The following is a 15,522-nucleotide window of genomic DNA, read 5'->3' on the forward strand; positions in this document are numbered from 1 at the left end:
TCGTCAGGCTAATATCAAAGTCAAAACCCCTAGCTCGCAAGAGTTGGGGGTTTTTGCATTGGGGATTCGAATTTGGATGCCTCTGGCTTACGGTCTTGAGTCGGGGCTTAAATTCCAGCGGCCTAATTCTTCATAACGGTGCTTGCCGGTGTGGCTGTGGATCAGGCTGAAGTGTTGGACTAGGAAGCGGATCGGGCGAATTGCCTCTTCCGCGACGCGGTGATGACGGCTGTAAAGCAGAGTCATATGCGGAGTTCCGCGAGGATGGTTTGAAAAGCCATGTTGAATCAGAGCCCGCACCAAGTCGCAGCGGAAGTTGGTGAAGGGGCTTTCTCGTTTTGTGTCGCTGAGTACAAAGGCGCCGTTGCGCTGAAGGCTCAAGGCGTGATCGAGTTCGACTTCAAAGCTCTGGGCTTGAACTCGGGCCGCAACTTGGACTGCAGTTTCAATATGTTCGTCTGGGATGAGATCGGCATAGTTACCCAGCATGTGCAAGGTGATGTGTAGGCGCTCGGCTTCGATCAACCCTTCGGTCAATCGATGCTGCTGACGCAGGCCTTCCGCCCGCAGATGAATACGCTCGGCCTCCTCCGCAGCTGGGAAGATGGCGAAGAACAATTTGTGTTTGAAGCCCTGCGTTCCCTGTGGCTTGACGACAGGCGGCATGGCTCGTGGTGCCTCTGGGGCAAAGCCAGGCAGATTGAGCTGCGTGGGCATGGTTTTGTGCTTCGCTTGAGGATCAGTGGGCGGAGAGCTCCATTTCCGGGCTCATCTTCAATGCACCGTGATGGGCCAATTCTGTCAGTAATTCTTTTGTCCAGGCTTGTGCGTCGACTTGAGCAAAGTAGGCGCGCCACATGGCCAGGTGCACCGGGGTTTTGAGCAGCGATTCCACAAAATTGGCCTGCGGCTGTGGGCCCACTTCCAGCAAGCGAAACATGATCAAGGCCTTGGCCGCATGGCGGGCGTGGCGCTCGGGGTTTTGTCTGAAATAGTCCAGCTTCTTGCGCGCTCTTTGCAAGGCACCGGCAAGATCGCTGAACGCCGGGCCGTGGCCAGGGACGACCAAGCGTACTGGCAGCGTGTCGATCAGATTGAGGCTGGCCTCGACCTCGGCAAATCCCCGCTCGGTCTCCAAGCCCTCACCCGTGATGGCGGGGAACACGATGCCGAAGCCATGTTCCCAGAGGGCATCGGCCGAGACCAGGATGCCGGATTCGGGCTCAAACAAGATGATGGAATGTGGGTCATGTCCCGGGGCGGCCAGCACCTGCCATTGGCGCCCACCTTGCTTAATGAGTGTGCCTGGCCGGAGGACATGGTCGGGCTTGAAACGTGGGCAGCTTTGGCCGGTGGACTCGTAGCTGAGTGTCTGTTGATCCCATGCCAGGGCCGCATCAAATTCTCCCGGCGGGATGGCGATCTCGCAGCCAAAATGCTGGCTCAGCAAGGCGTTGCCGCCACAGTGGTCGGAATGCAGGTGAGTGTTGACTATCAGTCGCAAGCTCGGCATTCGCTGGGAGATCAAGGCATGTCGAACCAAGGCCAGGGTTTGCGCTTGATGGCTGCCGTAGCCGCTGTCCACCAGGACAGCGCCTTGGTTCTCGTCATGCAGCAGCAGGGAGTTGGAGGACAACCAGCCGCGCTCCAGCAGAGTGATGTCAGGTGGAAGCAAGCCCGCTTGGCTTGCGCTTGGAAGGTGGTTCATTCGGCTCAGCTGCTACGCAACTCGCGCCGCAAGATCTTGCCCACATTGCTCTTGGGTAACTCGTCGCGGAACTCGATGTACTTGGGGCGTTTGTAGGCGGTCAGCTGATCATGGCAGTAAGCACTGAGGTCTTCCTCGGCCAGGGCGGGGTCGCTTTTCACCACGAAGAGCTTGACGGCCTCGCCGGAGCGGGCGTCGGGCACGCCCACCGCCGCGCATTCCAGGACGCCCGGGTGCAGGCTGACGACCTGTTCGATCTCGGTGGGGTAGACGTTGAAGCCCGAGACCAGAATCATGTCTTTCTTGCGGTCGACGATGCGCACATAGCCTTGGGCGTCCATGATTCCGATGTCGCCGCTCTTAAAAAAACCGTCCGCGTCCATCACCAGGTCGGTCTCATCCGGTCGGTTCCAGTAGCCCGCCATCACCTGGGGGCCGCGAATGCAGATTTCGCCCCGCTCGCCCAGGGCCACATCATGGCCATCGTCATCGCGGATGGCGATCTCGGTCGAGGGCATGGGCAAGCCGATGGAGCCATTGAAGGTCTTCAGATCCAAGCGGTTGATGGTGGCCACCGGCGAGGTTTCAGACAGGCCATACCCTTCCACCACCGGGCAGCCGGTGATGCGCAGCCACTTCTCGGCCGTGGCCTGCTGCACGGCCATGCCGCCGCCGTTGGAGATCAGCAGTTCACTGAAATCCAAACGTGCAAACTGAGCGTCATTGGCCAGGGCGTTGAACAAGGTGTTCACGGCCGGGAAGATATGGACCTTGTGGCTTTGCAGGGTGCGGACGAAACCCGGGATGTCCCGCGGGTTAGGGATCAGCAGATTCATCATGCCCAGCCGGGCGCCGAGCATATAGCAGGCCGTCAGAGCGAAGATGTGATACAGGGGCAGGGCGCAGACGGTGGTCAGGGGCTTGTCGCCCAGGTCTTTGAGCGTGGGCGCGAACCAGGCTTCGCTTTGCAAGATATTCGCCACCACATTGCTGTGCAACAGTGTGGCCCCTTTGGAGACGCCGGTGGTGCCGCCGGTGTACTGCAGGAAGGCGACGTCCTTGGGCCCCAGCGCCACCTTCTTGAAGCTGAGGTCGCGTCCCTTTTCTACGGCCTTGTTGAAGCGGGTGACGCTGCGGCCGCCGTCCAGGGGCAGGCGGAACTCCGGCACCATCTTCTTCACATGGCGAACGGCGAAGTTCACCAGCGGGCCGCGCCACCAGCTCAGTTGATCGCCTAGCGAGGCCAGCACGACGTGGCGGACCTGAGTCTGCGCAATGACCTCTGCCAAGGTAGCGGCGAAGTTCTCCAGCACGATGATGGCTTCGGCGCCCGAGTCCTTCAACTGATGGGCCAACTCGCGTGGGGTGTAGAGCGGATTGGCGTTGACCACGATGAAGCCCGCTCGCAGGATGGCGGCAATCGCCACCATGTACTGCAAGACATTGGGCATCATGATGGCCACCCGCGCCCCCTTGGCCAGACCTTGGTTTTGCAGCCAGGCGCCCAGGGCCCGGGACTGCTCATCAACCTGGCCAAAGCTCAGTCGTTGGCCCATGCATTCCGCTGCATCTCTTGCTGCGTACTTGTGGAAGGATTCTTCCAACAAGTCCACCAAAGAGCCATAAACCTTGACGTCGATTTCAGCGGCCACGCCAGGCGGGTAGCTCTGCAACCAGGGTTTGGATGCCGAGCTCCTCGTTTGCGGACTTGCCTTGGCTTCAGCCAGGATCGCTTCAGTGTGCTGCACCATGCCTCCGATCAATTGCTTGTTCAGTCAATGGCGAAGCCATCTGCGGGCATGGTGGCCGGGCAGGCCTGGTGATGGCTAGGGTAATTGCCCTAGGGGTTCGTCACCTGCGGGACAGGGTGTGCTCGCCAATCTGGCCAAGGCCTCCGGCGCGAACAAGGCTTGTGCGAGCTGCGTCTCGCGCTGCTGAATCGTCTGCAGAAACTCCTGCGCACCCTTCATCGCCTTGAAGGTGTCGAAGCCGGTTTCGAGGAAGTTTTGTAACTCCGGCAGGCCGGCCGCCGTGGCCGGGCCCCGCATCATGCGCAGGGCTTGGCGCAGCAGGGGCTTGCGGGTCAGGTGTTCCAGCGATGCGCCGACATCCAGCGTTAGTTCGATCTGTCGCATGCGGCCCTCGGCCTCGCCGCAGGCCTGCCAGGCTTGTGCGTAATGCAGTGGGTTCAGCAACTCACTGCCTAGCAGCTGGGCCATGCGGGTATCCAGCTTTTCGGACAGGGCGTGCAGATGGGCCAGCTTGGCGACCGTGCTCACCACCTCGCTAGGGAAGATGCGAACCAAGGCCGGCACCACGCGGGCAAATTGCGCGTCGCGGCGGCTGAAATCGCCGGGCCCGTACAACTCCTGTAAGAAGAAGCGGGTGGCTTGAGCGTAGCGGGCGTTGGCCAGCAGGTCGGCATAGGTCTTGGAAAAGCGTTGCTGCTGGTAGCGTTTCAGGGCCTCCACCCGTGCCGCCAGCAAGGGCTGGCACTCACGCAGGCTGCGCTGCCGCTCGACCTCTTGCAGCTGGGTCAATATGCCGTCGGCAGAAACGTCTAAATCCATGGCATTGGCGTCAAAGTGATCAATCCATTGTGCCCGGCCCTTCTACACTGCCCGCATGAACGCGTGGATGCTTAGAGTGCAGCTCTTGCTGCGGGTGCTTCTCAGTGGGGCTTTGCTTGCTCATTTCTGGCTGCAGGGCCGGCCGGGTCTGGGCGGCTTGCTGGCCTTGCTGCTGTTTTTCGCCTATCCCATTTTGCTGCTGCCCAACTTCATGGCTCTGCGCTGGATCAACGCCGGCACGGGCTACTTGCCGCGGTGGTCTCAACTCATGCGCGCCTGGTGGCGGGAGGTGCCGGTCAGCGAACAGGTGCTGTCCTGGCAGCTGCCTTTTGCCGAGCATGCGGTGCCCGACTTCCTCCCCTCAAACGCTGCGCCTCGGCACGGTGTCTTGCTGGTGCATGGTTTTGCCTGCAACCGCGGTCTGTGGGCGCCCTGGATGCGTCGTTTGCAGGCGGAGGGCCATCCCTGCATGGCGCTGAGCCTGGAGCCGCTGTTCGGTTCCATCGACCACTATGCGGATCCCATCGAGGCCGCCGTTCAGCGCCTCAATGCTGCTTGTGGCGGCCGTCCTCCCATCCTGGTGGGGCACAGCATGGGCGGCATGGCGATTCGGGCCTGGTGTCGGCGTTACGGTGCGCCGGGCCGGGTGCGGCGTGTGATGACCTTGGGCACACCGCATGGTGGCACCTTGCTGGCCCAATTCTCGCCAGCGACCAACGCCCGTCAGATGCGGCCGGGCAGCCGCTGGCTGCGCGAGCTGGCCGCGCAGGAGGCTGCCGACTTTGGCGCTCAGTTTGATTGTTACTTAAGCCGCTGTGACCAGATGGTGTGCCCGGCCCAGACGGCCGTGCTGCCGGGATCAAAAGCCATCGAGTTGCCGTCCATCGGCCACTTGGCCATGGTGTTTGAGCCCCGGGTCTTGAGTGATCTCTTGCAGCATTTGCGCGAGGCCGACGCGCCATAAAAAAACGCCCTGAGCGCGGCGCGCGGCAGGGCGTTGATTGAGAAGCCGAGCGAGGGCTTAGGCCTTCTCGTCCTCCTTCAAAACACCGCGGCGGATCTGGTCCAGCTCGATGCTTTCGAACAAGGCTTTGAAATTGCCTTCGCCAAAGCCCTCGTTGCCTTTGCGCTGGATCAGCTCGAAGAAGATGGGGCCGATCACTTCCTTGGTGAAGATCTGCAGCAGCAATTCATTCGGGGCGTCCAGATGGGCGGCGCCGTCGATCAGGATGCGCAGGCGGCGCAGCTCGTCCACCGGCTCGCCGTGGCCGGGCAGGCGCTTGTCGATCAGGTCGAAATAGGTGTCGATGGTGTCTTGGAACACCACGCCCGTGGCCTTCATGCCTTCAACGGTGCTGTAGATGTGGTCGGTGCCCAGGGCCACGTGCTGGATGCCCTCGCCGCTGTACAGATGCAGGTACTCGGCGATCTGGCTCTTGTCGTCGCTGCTCTCGTTGATGGGGATGCGGATCTTGCCGCAGGGGCTGGTCATGGCCTTGCTCTTCAGGCCGGTCAGCTTGCCTTCGATGTCGAAGTAGCGCACCTCGCGGAAGTTGAACAGGCGCTCGTAGAACTCGGCCCACTCCTTCATACGACCGCGGAAGACGTTGTGCGTCAGGTGGTCGATATAGGTCAGGCCGTGGCCCACCGGGTTGGCATCCACGGCCTTACCGTCGGCGCCCAGCAAGGGCACGAAGTCCACGTCATAGATGCTGATATTGCCGATGGCGCCTTGCGGGGCCTCGTCCTTGCCCTGCCAGCGGTCCACAAAGTAGATCAGCGAGTCGCCGATGCCCTTGATGGCCGGGATGTTCAGCTCCATTGGGCCGGCCTTGTTGTCAAAGCCCCAGGCACCCAGTTCCAGGGCGCGCTTGTAGGCCTGAGCGGCGTCCTTGACGCGGAAGGCGATGGCGCAGATCGAGGGGCCATGCAGGCGCGCGAAGCGTTGAGCGAAGGAGTCGGCCTCGGCGTTGATGATGAAGTTCACACCGCCTTGGCGATAGAGCGTCACGTTCTTGTGGCGGTGCTTGGCCACGGCGGAAAAACCCATGGTTTCAAACAGCTTGCCCAGTTCGGCGGGGTTGGGGGCGGCGAATTCGATGAACTCGAAACCGTCGGTGCCCATGGGGTTGTCCCAAGGTGTGAATGGCATGTCTTGTCTCCGTTGGAAGTCTTGCGATAGGTCAAGACTGTAGAGCTTTGGGGGCGCAGGATTCATGCGATCTCTGGCGCCAGCCTGCGTGGCCGCGCAGGAATCCTGCGAGAATCTTTGCTATGGGAAGTGAAACACAGCTCGATACCATTGATCGGCGCATTTTGAGGGCGTTGCAGATAGATGGCCGCGTGACCTACGACGCGCTGGCCGCTCAGGTCAATCTCTCGGCCTCGGCCGTGCTGCGGCGGGTGCGGCGCTTGGAGGAGTCGGGCGTCATTTCGGCCTATGTGGCCCTGGTGCCGGCCGAGCAGGTCGGCCTGGGCCTGACGGCTTACATCAATGTGCGGCTGGAAAAGCACACCGAGAGCCACAAGCGCAACCCCATGGACTTGTTCCGCGTCGCCGTGCAGACTTGGCCCGAGGTGGTCGAGTGCGCGGCTCTGACGGGGGAGATGGACTATCTGCTGCGGGTGGTGGTGCAGGACATGGCCCACTACGCCCGCTTCATCACCGAGACCCTGCTCAAACACCCCAGCGTGCAGGACTGCAAGACCAGCTTTGTGCTGGAGCGGCTGAAGAACACGACGGCCGTGCCGGTCTAGATTCCGGTGTAAAGGCTAGCGCTTGCGCAGCACCACGGCCAACTCGGCCCAGCCACGCTCATGGCCTTGGGCCGTATAGGGCGGCGCGGGCCAATCCCATAATTCGGAGGGAAACAGCGCGCGCATGGCGTTGATGTCGCAGTGGTAGGGCGGGCCTTCGACCACACCCTGCTCGGCGCTCTCGCGCCGCGCCTGCATGAACAAGGCCAGCAGCAGGCCACCGGGTTTGAGCCAGCGGTGAATCTGCTGGGCATAGCGTTGCCAGTGATCGGGGTGCAAGGCGCACAAGCAGGTCTGCTCGTAGACGATGTCTTGGGGCGCGGGGCTTTGCCACTGCAGCACATCGGCCAGCTCGACCCGGCCGGGCAGAGCGCCCAGATTGGCGCGCGCCAGCTCGACGGCTGCCGGCGTGTAGTCCAGCCCCAGGGCAGCGATGCCCGCTTGGCCCAGCGCCACCAACTCATGGCCGCGCCCGCAGCCGGGCACCAACACCTGGGCCTGCGGCGGAATCAGGCCTGCCGCCAGCCAGAGCTGCAATTGCGGGTGGGCGCTGCCGCGGTCCCAGGGCGTTTGCCCGGACGTGAATTTCTCTTGCCAGAACTGGGTGCTGGGGCCGGCCATGTTTGCCTCGGTCAATAGCGTTGAAGTGCGCAAGTGTCGCCGCTATGCCTCAGGTCTGCAGGCGGCGCAGCACATCGCGCAGGCTCAAGAGATTGTTCACCACATAAGGCATATCGTTCAGCCCATCGAGAAAGCCGCGCATATAGGCGATCAAGGCATAGGCCGCGCCGGCGCTGAAGGCGGGCGAGTGGGTGAAGTCCCAGAGCATCAGGGCCAGGGCCGCCACGCTGGCGCCCTCGGTGATGGCCCAAACACCGGCCTGGCCGTCCGAAAGCGCCACCCGCCAACGCCGCAGCAGGGCGAAGTGTCGGTTCAGGCGCGGCGCTTGCGCGCTGGCCAGGGCATCGACCTCACGCTCGATCTGGCCGTTCAAAGCGCGTTGCAGGCGGGCTGCCTTGCGGCCGTTCCAGTAGTTGGCCGCGCCCATGGGCAGCAAGACGCAGGCCGCGATCCAGCCCGCCTCTCTGTCATAGCCAAACACCATCACCAGGGAACCGATCACCGCCAGCAGGTTTTGCGCGATGGCCGGCAACTCGTCTTCGAAGAAGTCCACCACCTCGCGCGCCAGGCCCACACGGCCGGCGACGCGGCTGAGACTCTCGCCGCGTTCCGACTGATCCATGGCCGTGTGCTGCGCCAGCTCGGCGTAGATGCCGGTGAACACGCGGGTGTCGTAGCACTGGCGGGCCCAGCCGAGGAAGAGCTGGGCGAGCCAGACCACAAGCAGGGTCAGCAAACCCCAGGGGGAGCGTGCCAGCAGCTCGTCGATGGCCAGGCCGGTGAGCGCGGGCAGGGCGAGCAGACAGGCCTTCTCGGCCACGGTCAGGCCATAGCTCAGGCTGATGCTGCCGCGATGGGCGCGGAAAATTTGACTCGGTCGCATGGCAAGTTCTGGGGTGAATGCCGGGCCTGGGCAAAGAGCCAGGCGGGCTGGCGCTGGCCTGGCCGATGTGGGGCCAGAGCCAAGCGCTTTGAGGGATGGGCGGCGGAGCGGGTGAAACGCGAGCTCAGTCGAATTCGTGCAGCAGGGTCAGGGTGGCCTCGGTGCTCAGATTGAGCAGCTCAGCGATCTCGCTCACATCGTCCGGGATGGCTTCATCGTCCCAGCCATCCGCCGTGTGGCGGGCCAGACGCACGGCCAGATTGACGCAACGCACCTGCGGGTCATGGGCGCGCTTGTCATCGGTGATGTGTTGAAGCAGTTCGGGCAGATGCCATTCCGCCATCAAGGCCTGCTCCAGATCGCTCAGCTCGATATTGAGCACGGCGCGCTGCACCTCGGCGCTGCGCAGCTGGCGGTCGGCCATCTGCCGCTTGCGGATCTCTTGCGCCAGCTCGGGCGCATGTACCCACAGCAGCATCTCGGCAAAGTCATGCAACAAGGCCGCGCTGTGAATCACCGGCGCATCCGGGTCCAGGCGATGGACGGCAAAGCCCAAGGCCAGGCGCGAGGCACGCTCGGCGCGTCGCAGCACCCGCTGCAGGCCTTGCAAGGCCCAGGGCTGGGCGGCCAGCTTGTCCTCCACGATGGGCTGCGGGCCGAACTCGCGAAAGAAGGGGGTGATGCCCATCAGGACCAGGGCGGCGATGACGGTCTCGGCATCGGTCTGCAATCGGGCCGAGCGATGCGTCGCACGCTGATGGGCGACATGGGCCAAAACCTTCAAACTCATCAGCGGGTCGCTGGCGATCATCTCGCCCAGATTGTTGGCGTCGGCCGCATCTTCGTTGGCACGCAGCAGCTCCAGCTTGTCCGCGGTTTCGCCCAGCACGGGAATTTCGGCCCTGGCGAACAAGGCTACCCAGGCGGCCAGATCGGGCAGAGGCGCGCTCAGGGCGAGGTTGGGCGAAGAACGGGCAGGTGAGGACGTCATGGCGGCGGAAATGGATCGTGAAGGCCTGGCGCTGAGCAGGCTGGGCGCATGGATGTTCATAGCTTCGCTCAGCTGGGCGGGCCTGGTCGACGAAAAAGCTTGGTGGAAGTTGGGCAATCCAGGCCTCCTGTTCGGCTGGGGCCCTGCCGCCGCTTCAGTGGGCGGCAGGGCCAGGACATCACAGGCGCTTGACGCCGGGCAAGGTGCCAAACAAATGGCCGTCCACATACAAAGCGCCTTCGGGCGCAGCGGCCTCACCGTAGAACTCCAGCTCGGGCCGACGACCGCGGCGCCCGTGCCGCAGACTCAAGCGGCAGGCCAAACGGGTCAATGCAGCGCTGGCCCACAGCAGGCTGCGCACCAGACGCAAACGCCACGCTTCGTGGCTCAGTTCACAGGCCTCGGCGCTGTCATGAGCGCCGTGCAAGTCTCTCACTCTCAACATGATCTTTCTCCTTTGCGGCGCGGCCTGGCTGGGCAGACAGGCGCCGCTACATCAGGGCCCGCCGTCTGGCGAGCCCAAGGTTTGAATTTGCTTTTGCAGATCGCGCTGGGCGCTCTGTCGCTGCTTGCCCTTGGTCTGCAGTCCGCCGTGGCGGCCGGCCAGGCGCATCAGCGCGGGGGCGACCAGGGGATTGCGAGGTTTGAGCAAGCGCTGGGCTTGGGGGCGAGGCGAGACGAATTGAGGCATAAAACAACTCCTGGCACGAGGTGCCTGTGCGGTTTGGGCAATGCGGCAGCGCGACTGCGGCGCGGCAGCGGAAACAAGTGCGAAAACACGGGGCGAGAAACGGGCCAGCACTCGCTTGGCAAGGCCTGCCTGGAGTACTTGTCGTTCAAGCCCGAGGGGCTAAGGGAACAGCGTCTGCTCAAGCTGCGCCGGGGACAAAAATGCAGCGGCTGGGCGGACGGTCAAGCCCCGATCAGCGCAAGGCTGCAGGGGCGGTGGTGCAGGGGGAGAAACCTCGTTGCGACGAGTCTCGTCACAACTTGCGCAGATGATAAACAATTGTTTATCAAGCGCAAGTTGTTTTTATCCAAAAAGATAAAGAATGCCAGAAGTTGGCATTCCGGGCTGAGGCTCAGCGCTTCTTGGGTTTGAGTGGTGCGATGCCTTGCTGCAAGCGCCGCCATTCGTCCAGTTCGGCCGCGCCGCCGGGGGCGGCCTTCGGTGCAGGCGCCGGGCCCGGTCGCGCCACAGCCCCGATTTTCACGGGGTTCTCGGCCTTGCCGGTCTTGGCTGCGGTGCTGGCGCTGCTGGGCGCAGGGGGGGCTGTGGCTGCTGCAGTGGGCGGGGTCAGCACCTCACCCAGCAGGTCCAGCAGACGGGTGCGGGCGCGCTGAGGGTGGCGGCGGTAGTAGGTAAGCACCAGGCCGACGATAAAGCGTTCATCATCATCTTGCGGCACGCTGGGATTGCTGTCGGCCGCCGCGGCAAGCTCGGCGCCCTTGCCCGAAGGGTCGGCGCCATGCGGCTGGTCCATCCAGTAAGGCGGCTTGTGAAACAGCTGCTCGAACTGTCGCGCCAGGCGCTCGCCGATCTGGCGTGAGCGGCTCTTGATCTGGCTCCAATAGCTGGGCTGGATTTGCAAACGCTCGGCAAAGCGCCGCTCCAGCCCACGCAAGGTGGCGGGATCGGGGTGCTTGACGGAGGCGGCGACGAATTCTTCAAACAGGAGCATCGCGTTGTCCAGACGGACTTGGGCGACGTCCACAGGCGCGGATGACATGGGCGAATGATAAAGCCTTGTTGATCCGCCCCTTTCTCAGGTCCTGGGCTTGGCCCTACTTCATGGGAATGGGCGTGGCCCGGTCCACCGGCACGGCCGTCACGCTGTTCTGGGGCGAACCTTCAATGACCCGATCGGAATAGGTCAGGTAGACCAGGGTGTTGCGCTTGAGATCCACCATGCGAACCACGCGCAGGCGTTTGAACACCAGGGATGCGCGCTCATTGAACACCTCTTCCTGCTGGGGCAGGGGCTTGTTGAAGCTGATAGGGCCGGTCTGGCGGCAGGCGATGGAGGCCTCAGACTTGTCCTCGGCCAGGCCGAATGCGCCCTTGATGCCGCCGGTCTTGGCGCGGGAGACATAGCAGCTGACGCCCTGCACCTTGGGGTCGTCATGGGCGTCGACCACGATTTTGTGGTCGGGGCCAATCAGCTTGAAGACGGTGTCGACCTCACCCACCGCATCGGCGCTGGCGTTGCTGCACAAGAGCAGGGGCAGGGCGATCAGAGTCAGAGTCTTTTTCATGCGTAGCGTCCGAGGCTGGAACAAGAAGCGCCAGTATCAGCCAGACGGGCCTGCCCCGCCGCCGCTTGCCTTTATGCTTGCACCATGATCAAAAAACTGCCCACCGCCTTGCCCGTCTGGACTCTTATTGCCCCGGTGCTTGCCGCAGGGCTCTTGCTGGGTATGGGAGGGGCCAGTTTGTCGGCTTGGGCCTTGGGCCTGGTGTCGGCGGCCTTGATCGCGGCGGTGCTGGCCGCCGTCCACCACGCCGAGGTGGTGGCGCATCGGGTGGGCGAGCCGCTGGGCTCTTTGTTGCTGGCGGTGGCGGTGACGGTGATCGAGGTGGCGCTGATCGTGTCTCTGATGCTGGCCGGCGGCGAGGGCACCAATGCCCTGGCGCGCGACACGGTGTTCTCGGCCATCATGATTGTCTGCAACGGCATCGTCGGCCTGTGCATCTTGCTGGGCGGCGTGCGCTACAAAGAGGTGGCCTTCAAGGTTGAGGGCACCAGCCCCGCCCTGGCCGTGCTGGTGGCACTCAGCGTGCTGACGCTGGTGCTGCCTAGCTTCACGACCAGCTCACCCGGTCCGACGTTCTCGAACGCGCAACTGGCCTTTGCCGGTGTGGCTTCGCTGCTGCTTTACGGCGTCTTCGTGTTCGTGCAGACCGTGCGCCATCGCGACTACTTCCTGCCCGCCGATGGCGCGGACGACGACGCCCATGCGCCGCCGCCGTCCACGGCCGTGGCCTTGATCAGCCTGGTCTTGCTGATGATTTGCCTGGTGGGCGTGGTGGGCCTGGCCAAATTGCTAGCGCCCTCCATCGAGGCCGGCGTGCGCCAAGCCGGCGCCCCTCTGGCGGTGGTGGGCGTGATCATCGCCTTGCTGGTGTTGCTGCCCGAAACCCTGGCGGCCGTGCGCGCGGCCATGGCCAATCGCCTGCAAACCAGCCTGAACTTGGCCCTGGGCTCAGGCATCGCCAGCATTGGCCTGACCGTTCCCGCCGTGGCCCTGCTGTCGCTTTTCCTGCCCACTTCCCTGGTGCTGGGCCTCTCAAACACCCATATGGTCTTGCTGATGCTGACCTTTGGGGTCGGCACCCTGACCTTGGGCACGGGCCGGGCCACCGTGCTGCATGGCGCGGTGCACCTGGTTTTGTTCGCCGTTTTCCTCTTTTTGGCCGTGGTTCCCTAACTGTTTATTTGTGCGTCTTGGCCGTCCCCAGATAGGTCTCGATCACCCGCGGGTCACGGGCCAGCTCGGCGGCCGGGCCTTGCAGGCCGATCTCGCCGGTCTCCAGCACATAGCCGTAGTCGGCCACCTCCAGCGCGGCGCGGGCGTTCTGCTCGATCAAGAGGATGGCCACACCGGTATCGCGTAGGCGCGAGACGATGCGGAAGATCTCTTTGACGATCAGCGGCGCCAAGCCCAGCGAGGGCTCGTCCAGCATCAAGACTTTGGGCTGGGCCATCAGAGCCCGACCCACGGCCAGCATCTGGCGCTCGCCGCCCGACAAGGTGCCCGAGAGTTGCTCGCGCCGCTCCTTCAGGCGCGGGAAGAGGGCGTAGACCTTTTCCAGGCCCTCGCGCCAATCGCGCTGGCCCAGGCGCATGGGCCGGTAGCCGCCGAGGACCAGGTTGTCCTCCACACTCATGGTGGTGAAGAGCTCGCGCTTCTCAGGCACCAGGGCCAGGCCCTTCATCACCCGCTCCTCCAGCCCTAAGCGGCTGATGTCCTCGCCCGCCAGTTTGATCTGGCCTTTGGCTGGCAAGACACCCATCAAGGCATTCAGCGTCGTGCTCTTGCCCGCGCCATTGGGGCCGATGACGGTCACGACCGAACCTTCGGGCAGGCGCAGGCTTAGATTGCTCAGCACCTCGGCACGGCCGTAGCCGGCGTGCAGGCCTTGGACTTCCAGTAAAAGATTGCTAGTCATGCTTCAGTGCTCCGTCCCGAGGTAGGCGGCCCGCACGATGGGGCTGGCCTGGATCACCTCCGGCGTGCCCTCGATCAGCTTGGTGCCGAATTCCATCACGACGATGCGGTCGGTCAGGCCCATCACAAACTCCATATCGTGTTCCACCAGCAGCACGCTCATGCCTTCCTGGCGCAGCTGGCGCAAGACATCACCCAGCGCCTGCTTTTCCTTGTGGCGCAGGCCGGCGGCAGGCTCGTCCAGCAGCAGCAGGGCCGGGTCGGTACACAGGGCACGGGCGATCTCCATCAGGCGCTGCGGGCCCAGGGCCAAATTGCCGGCCAGCTCGAACATCTGCTCACCCATGCCTATGCGTTGCAGCTGGCGCTCGGCCTCGGCAAACAGGCGCTTTTCTTCCTCGCGGTCCAGGCGTAGCAGGGCTTGCACCGTGTCCTTGCTGCTGCGCAGATAGCCGCCCAGGGCGACGTTTTCCAGCACCGTCATATCGGCAATCATCTTCACATGCTGGAAGGTGCGCGACATTCCGCTGCGGGCGATCTCCCGCGAGGGCTTGCCGCCTATGGCCTGGCCACGGAAGGAGACATTGCCGCTGCTCAGGGGCAGCACGCCGGAAATCAGATTGAAGGTGGTGGACTTGCCCGCGCCATTGGGGCCGATCAGGCCGATGATCTCGCCGACATGGATCTGGAAGGACACATCGTTCACCGCCACCAGGCCGCCAAACTGCTTGCGCACCTTGTCCACATCCAGCAGCAGCTCCTTGGGGGCGGGCTTGGGGCGGGCGGCCAGGGGCGCGGCGTCTTGCCAGTCGCGCTGGCGTGGTTCGGCTGGGAACCAGCGTGCCAGGGCCGCGGTGGCATAGGGCCAGATGCCTTTGGGCGCGTACTTGATGATGAGCACCAGCACGATGCCCAGCACGATGATTTCGAAATTGCCGCTGCTGCCCAGCAAGGCGGGCAGGATTTCCTTCAGTTGGTCTTCGATGATCTTGAACACGCCCGCGCCCACAAACGCGCCCCACACCGTGCCTACGCCGCCGACCACGGCCATGAAGAGGTACTCGATGCCCATCTTCAGACCGAAGGGGCTGGGGTTGACGGTGCGTTGCAGGTGGGCAAACAGCCAGCCCGAGACCGAGGCCAGCAGGGCTGCCAGCACAAAGATCACCACCTTGTAGCGGAAGGTCGAGACGCCCATGGCCTCGGCCATGGTGGTGGCGCCGTTGAGGGCGCGAATGGCGCGGCCGGGGCGGGAATCGAGCAGATTGCGCAAGCCCCAGGCCGCCAGCAGTGCGATCACCCAGATCAGGTAGTAGATGGCCCGACCGTCCTGCAAGCTGATGCCCAAAAAGTAGATGGGCGGCAGACCCTGGATGCCGTCGTACTTGCCCAGGAACTCCATATTCGCCATGGTGTAGTTCAGGCTCAGCGCCCAGGCGATGGTGGCCAGGGGCAGGTAATGGCCCGACATGCGCAAGGTCAGCAAGGCCAACATCAGGGCGACCACGGCGGTGATGGCCAGCCCGACGAGCAGGCCCAGCCAGGGCGAGAGCGCGTAATGGGTACAGAGCACAGCCGTGGTGTAAGCGCCCAGGCCCACGAAGGCGGCTTGGCCGAAGGAGGTGAGGCCGCCGACGCCGGTCAAGAGCACCAGGCCGGCGCTGACCAGGGCAAACAGGCCGATGTAGTTGAGCTGGGTGATCCAGAACTCGGGCACCGGCAGCAAGGGCAGGGCGAACAGCAGGACCAGGCCCGCCAGGGGGGCGATTTTTCTCAGGTTCATATCAATTGAGTACCCAGTCAGTTGGGGACAGACCTTGCT

Annotated in this window: 17 protein-coding genes; 3 read left to right on the top strand and 14 right to left on the bottom strand. The window is 63.6% G+C overall.

Going from position 1 to position 15,522, the window contains the following annotated elements; all coding sequences use genetic code 11:
- Positions 1-87 precede the first annotated feature (87 nt).
- The 4 genes from DBR47_RS23070 to DBR47_RS23085 form a co-directional block, all read right to left on the bottom strand.
- Positions 88-717, bottom strand: a complete 630-nt coding sequence (locus DBR47_RS23070; protein ID WP_124454590.1) for a 2'-5' RNA ligase family protein — start codon at positions 715-717, stop codon at positions 88-90.
- 22 nt (positions 718-739) lie between these two features.
- Positions 740-1,708 carry an MBL fold metallo-hydrolase gene (locus DBR47_RS23075; RefSeq protein WP_124454592.1) on the bottom strand — a complete coding sequence of 323 codons (969 nt, stop codon included), beginning with the start codon at positions 1,706-1,708 and terminating at the stop codon, positions 740-742.
- A gap of 5 nt (positions 1,709-1,713) precedes the next feature.
- A complete protein-coding gene (locus DBR47_RS23080; RefSeq protein WP_124454594.1) occupies positions 1,714-3,459 on the bottom strand; it encodes a long-chain-fatty-acid--CoA ligase in 1,746 nt (581 codons plus the stop codon).
- Positions 3,460-3,534: 75 nt separating this feature from the next.
- Entirely contained in the window at positions 3,535-4,278 is a 744-nt protein-coding gene (locus DBR47_RS23085) for an FFLEELY motif protein (RefSeq protein ID WP_197047240.1), read from the bottom strand.
- A gap of 55 nt (positions 4,279-4,333) precedes the next feature.
- On the opposite strand from DBR47_RS23085, the gene DBR47_RS23090 reads away from it, so the two are divergent.
- On the top strand, positions 4,334-5,242 hold the full coding sequence (locus DBR47_RS23090; RefSeq protein WP_124454596.1) for a triacylglycerol lipase: 909 nt from the start codon (positions 4,334-4,336) through the stop codon (positions 5,240-5,242).
- 57 nt (positions 5,243-5,299) lie between these two features.
- Here the strand turns inward: DBR47_RS23090 and hppD are convergent, their stop codons facing one another.
- Positions 5,300-6,430, bottom strand: a complete 1,131-nt coding sequence (gene hppD / locus DBR47_RS23095; protein WP_124454598.1) for a 4-hydroxyphenylpyruvate dioxygenase — start codon at positions 6,428-6,430, stop codon at positions 5,300-5,302.
- 122 nt (positions 6,431-6,552) lie between these two features.
- Here hppD and DBR47_RS23100 point away from each other — a divergent pair, with 122 nt between their 5' ends.
- Complete coding sequence (locus DBR47_RS23100; protein WP_124454600.1) at positions 6,553-7,035, top strand: Lrp/AsnC family transcriptional regulator; 483 nt, start codon at positions 6,553-6,555, stop codon at positions 7,033-7,035.
- 15 nt (positions 7,036-7,050) lie between these two features.
- Here the strand turns inward: DBR47_RS23100 and DBR47_RS23105 are convergent, their stop codons facing one another.
- From DBR47_RS23105 to DBR47_RS23135, 7 genes are all read right to left on the bottom strand, one after another.
- Entirely contained in the window at positions 7,051-7,656 is a 606-nt protein-coding gene (locus tag DBR47_RS23105) for a methyltransferase domain-containing protein (RefSeq protein WP_124454602.1), read from the bottom strand.
- Positions 7,657-7,705: 49 nt separating this feature from the next.
- Complete coding sequence (locus tag DBR47_RS23110; RefSeq protein ID WP_124454604.1) at positions 7,706-8,539, bottom strand: ABC transporter six-transmembrane domain-containing protein; 834 nt, start codon at positions 8,537-8,539, stop codon at positions 7,706-7,708.
- Between the two features lie 124 nt (positions 8,540-8,663).
- On the bottom strand, positions 8,664-9,530 hold the full coding sequence (locus tag DBR47_RS23115) for an HDOD domain-containing protein (protein ID WP_124454607.1): 867 nt from the start codon (positions 9,528-9,530) through the stop codon (positions 8,664-8,666).
- A 178-nt stretch (positions 9,531-9,708) separates the two neighbouring features.
- Positions 9,709-9,975 carry a hypothetical protein gene (locus DBR47_RS23120; protein WP_124454609.1) on the bottom strand — a complete coding sequence of 89 codons (267 nt, stop codon included), beginning with the start codon at positions 9,973-9,975 and terminating at the stop codon, positions 9,709-9,711.
- A 51-nt stretch (positions 9,976-10,026) separates the two neighbouring features.
- On the bottom strand, positions 10,027-10,221 hold the full coding sequence (locus DBR47_RS23125; RefSeq protein WP_124454611.1) for a hypothetical protein: 195 nt from the start codon (positions 10,219-10,221) through the stop codon (positions 10,027-10,029).
- A 391-nt stretch (positions 10,222-10,612) separates the two neighbouring features.
- A complete protein-coding gene (locus tag DBR47_RS23130; RefSeq protein WP_124454613.1) occupies positions 10,613-11,260 on the bottom strand; it encodes a hypothetical protein in 648 nt (215 codons plus the stop codon).
- Positions 11,261-11,315: 55 nt separating this feature from the next.
- Entirely contained in the window at positions 11,316-11,786 is a 471-nt protein-coding gene (locus DBR47_RS23135; RefSeq protein WP_124454615.1) for a CreA family protein, read from the bottom strand.
- Between the two features lie 84 nt (positions 11,787-11,870).
- On the opposite strand from DBR47_RS23135, the gene DBR47_RS23140 reads away from it, so the two are divergent.
- Complete coding sequence (locus DBR47_RS23140; RefSeq protein WP_124454618.1) at positions 11,871-12,959, top strand: calcium:proton antiporter; 1,089 nt, start codon at positions 11,871-11,873, stop codon at positions 12,957-12,959.
- A 4-nt stretch (positions 12,960-12,963) separates the two neighbouring features.
- Here the strand turns inward: DBR47_RS23140 and DBR47_RS23145 are convergent, their stop codons facing one another.
- Together DBR47_RS23145 and DBR47_RS23150 are read right to left on the bottom strand one after the other, a co-directional pair.
- Positions 12,964-13,701 (bottom strand): ABC transporter ATP-binding protein, encoded by a 738-nt coding sequence (locus DBR47_RS23145; RefSeq protein WP_124454620.1) that lies wholly within the window; start codon positions 13,699-13,701, stop codon positions 12,964-12,966.
- A gap of 3 nt (positions 13,702-13,704) precedes the next feature.
- Complete coding sequence (locus DBR47_RS23150) at positions 13,705-15,483, bottom strand: ATP-binding cassette domain-containing protein (protein ID WP_124454623.1); 1,779 nt, start codon at positions 15,481-15,483, stop codon at positions 13,705-13,707.
- Positions 15,484-15,522 lie beyond the last annotated feature (39 nt).

The sequence above is a fragment of the Paucibacter sp. KBW04 genome (assembly GCF_003852425.1).
GTDB lineage: Bacteria > Pseudomonadota > Gammaproteobacteria > Burkholderiales > Burkholderiaceae_C > Paucibacter_A.

What these genes read in the sequence shown, in the direction of transcription:
- DBR47_RS23120 (WP_124454609.1), bottom strand. Translation starts at nt 9,975, where the DNA reads ATGTTGAGAGTGAGAGACTTGCACGGCGCTCATGACAGCGCCGAGGCC.
- DBR47_RS23145 (WP_124454620.1), bottom strand. Translation starts at nt 13,701, where the DNA reads ATGACTAGCAATCTTTTACTGGAAGTCCAAGGCCTGCACGCCGGCTAC.
- DBR47_RS23115 (WP_124454607.1), bottom strand. Translation starts at nt 9,530, where the DNA reads ATGACGTCCTCACCTGCCCGTTCTTCGCCCAACCTCGCCCTGAGCGCG.
- DBR47_RS23085 (WP_197047240.1), bottom strand. Translation starts at nt 4,278, where the DNA reads ATGGATTTAGACGTTTCTGCCGACGGCATATTGACCCAGCTGCAAGAG.
- DBR47_RS23075 (WP_124454592.1), bottom strand. Translation starts at nt 1,708, where the DNA reads ATGAACCACCTTCCAAGCGCAAGCCAAGCGGGCTTGCTTCCACCTGAC.
- DBR47_RS23110 (WP_124454604.1), bottom strand. Translation starts at nt 8,539, where the DNA reads ATGCGACCGAGTCAAATTTTCCGCGCCCATCGCGGCAGCATCAGCCTG.
- DBR47_RS23105 (WP_124454602.1), bottom strand. Translation starts at nt 7,656, where the DNA reads ATGGCCGGCCCCAGCACCCAGTTCTGGCAAGAGAAATTCACGTCCGGG.
- DBR47_RS23140 (WP_124454618.1), top strand. Translation starts at nt 11,871, where the DNA reads ATGATCAAAAAACTGCCCACCGCCTTGCCCGTCTGGACTCTTATTGCC.
- DBR47_RS23130 (WP_124454613.1), bottom strand. Translation starts at nt 11,260, where the DNA reads ATGTCATCCGCGCCTGTGGACGTCGCCCAAGTCCGTCTGGACAACGCG.
- DBR47_RS23150 (WP_124454623.1), bottom strand. Translation starts at nt 15,483, where the DNA reads ATGAACCTGAGAAAAATCGCCCCCCTGGCGGGCCTGGTCCTGCTGTTC.
- DBR47_RS23090 (WP_124454596.1), top strand. Translation starts at nt 4,334, where the DNA reads ATGAACGCGTGGATGCTTAGAGTGCAGCTCTTGCTGCGGGTGCTTCTC.
- DBR47_RS23100 (WP_124454600.1), top strand. Translation starts at nt 6,553, where the DNA reads ATGGGAAGTGAAACACAGCTCGATACCATTGATCGGCGCATTTTGAGG.
- DBR47_RS23080 (WP_124454594.1), bottom strand. Translation starts at nt 3,459, where the DNA reads ATGGTGCAGCACACTGAAGCGATCCTGGCTGAAGCCAAGGCAAGTCCG.
- DBR47_RS23070 (WP_124454590.1), bottom strand. Translation starts at nt 717, where the DNA reads ATGCCCACGCAGCTCAATCTGCCTGGCTTTGCCCCAGAGGCACCACGA.
- DBR47_RS23135 (WP_124454615.1), bottom strand. Translation starts at nt 11,786, where the DNA reads ATGAAAAAGACTCTGACTCTGATCGCCCTGCCCCTGCTCTTGTGCAGC.
- DBR47_RS23125 (WP_124454611.1), bottom strand. Translation starts at nt 10,221, where the DNA reads ATGCCTCAATTCGTCTCGCCTCGCCCCCAAGCCCAGCGCTTGCTCAAA.
- hppD (WP_124454598.1), bottom strand. Translation starts at nt 6,430, where the DNA reads ATGCCATTCACACCTTGGGACAACCCCATGGGCACCGACGGTTTCGAG.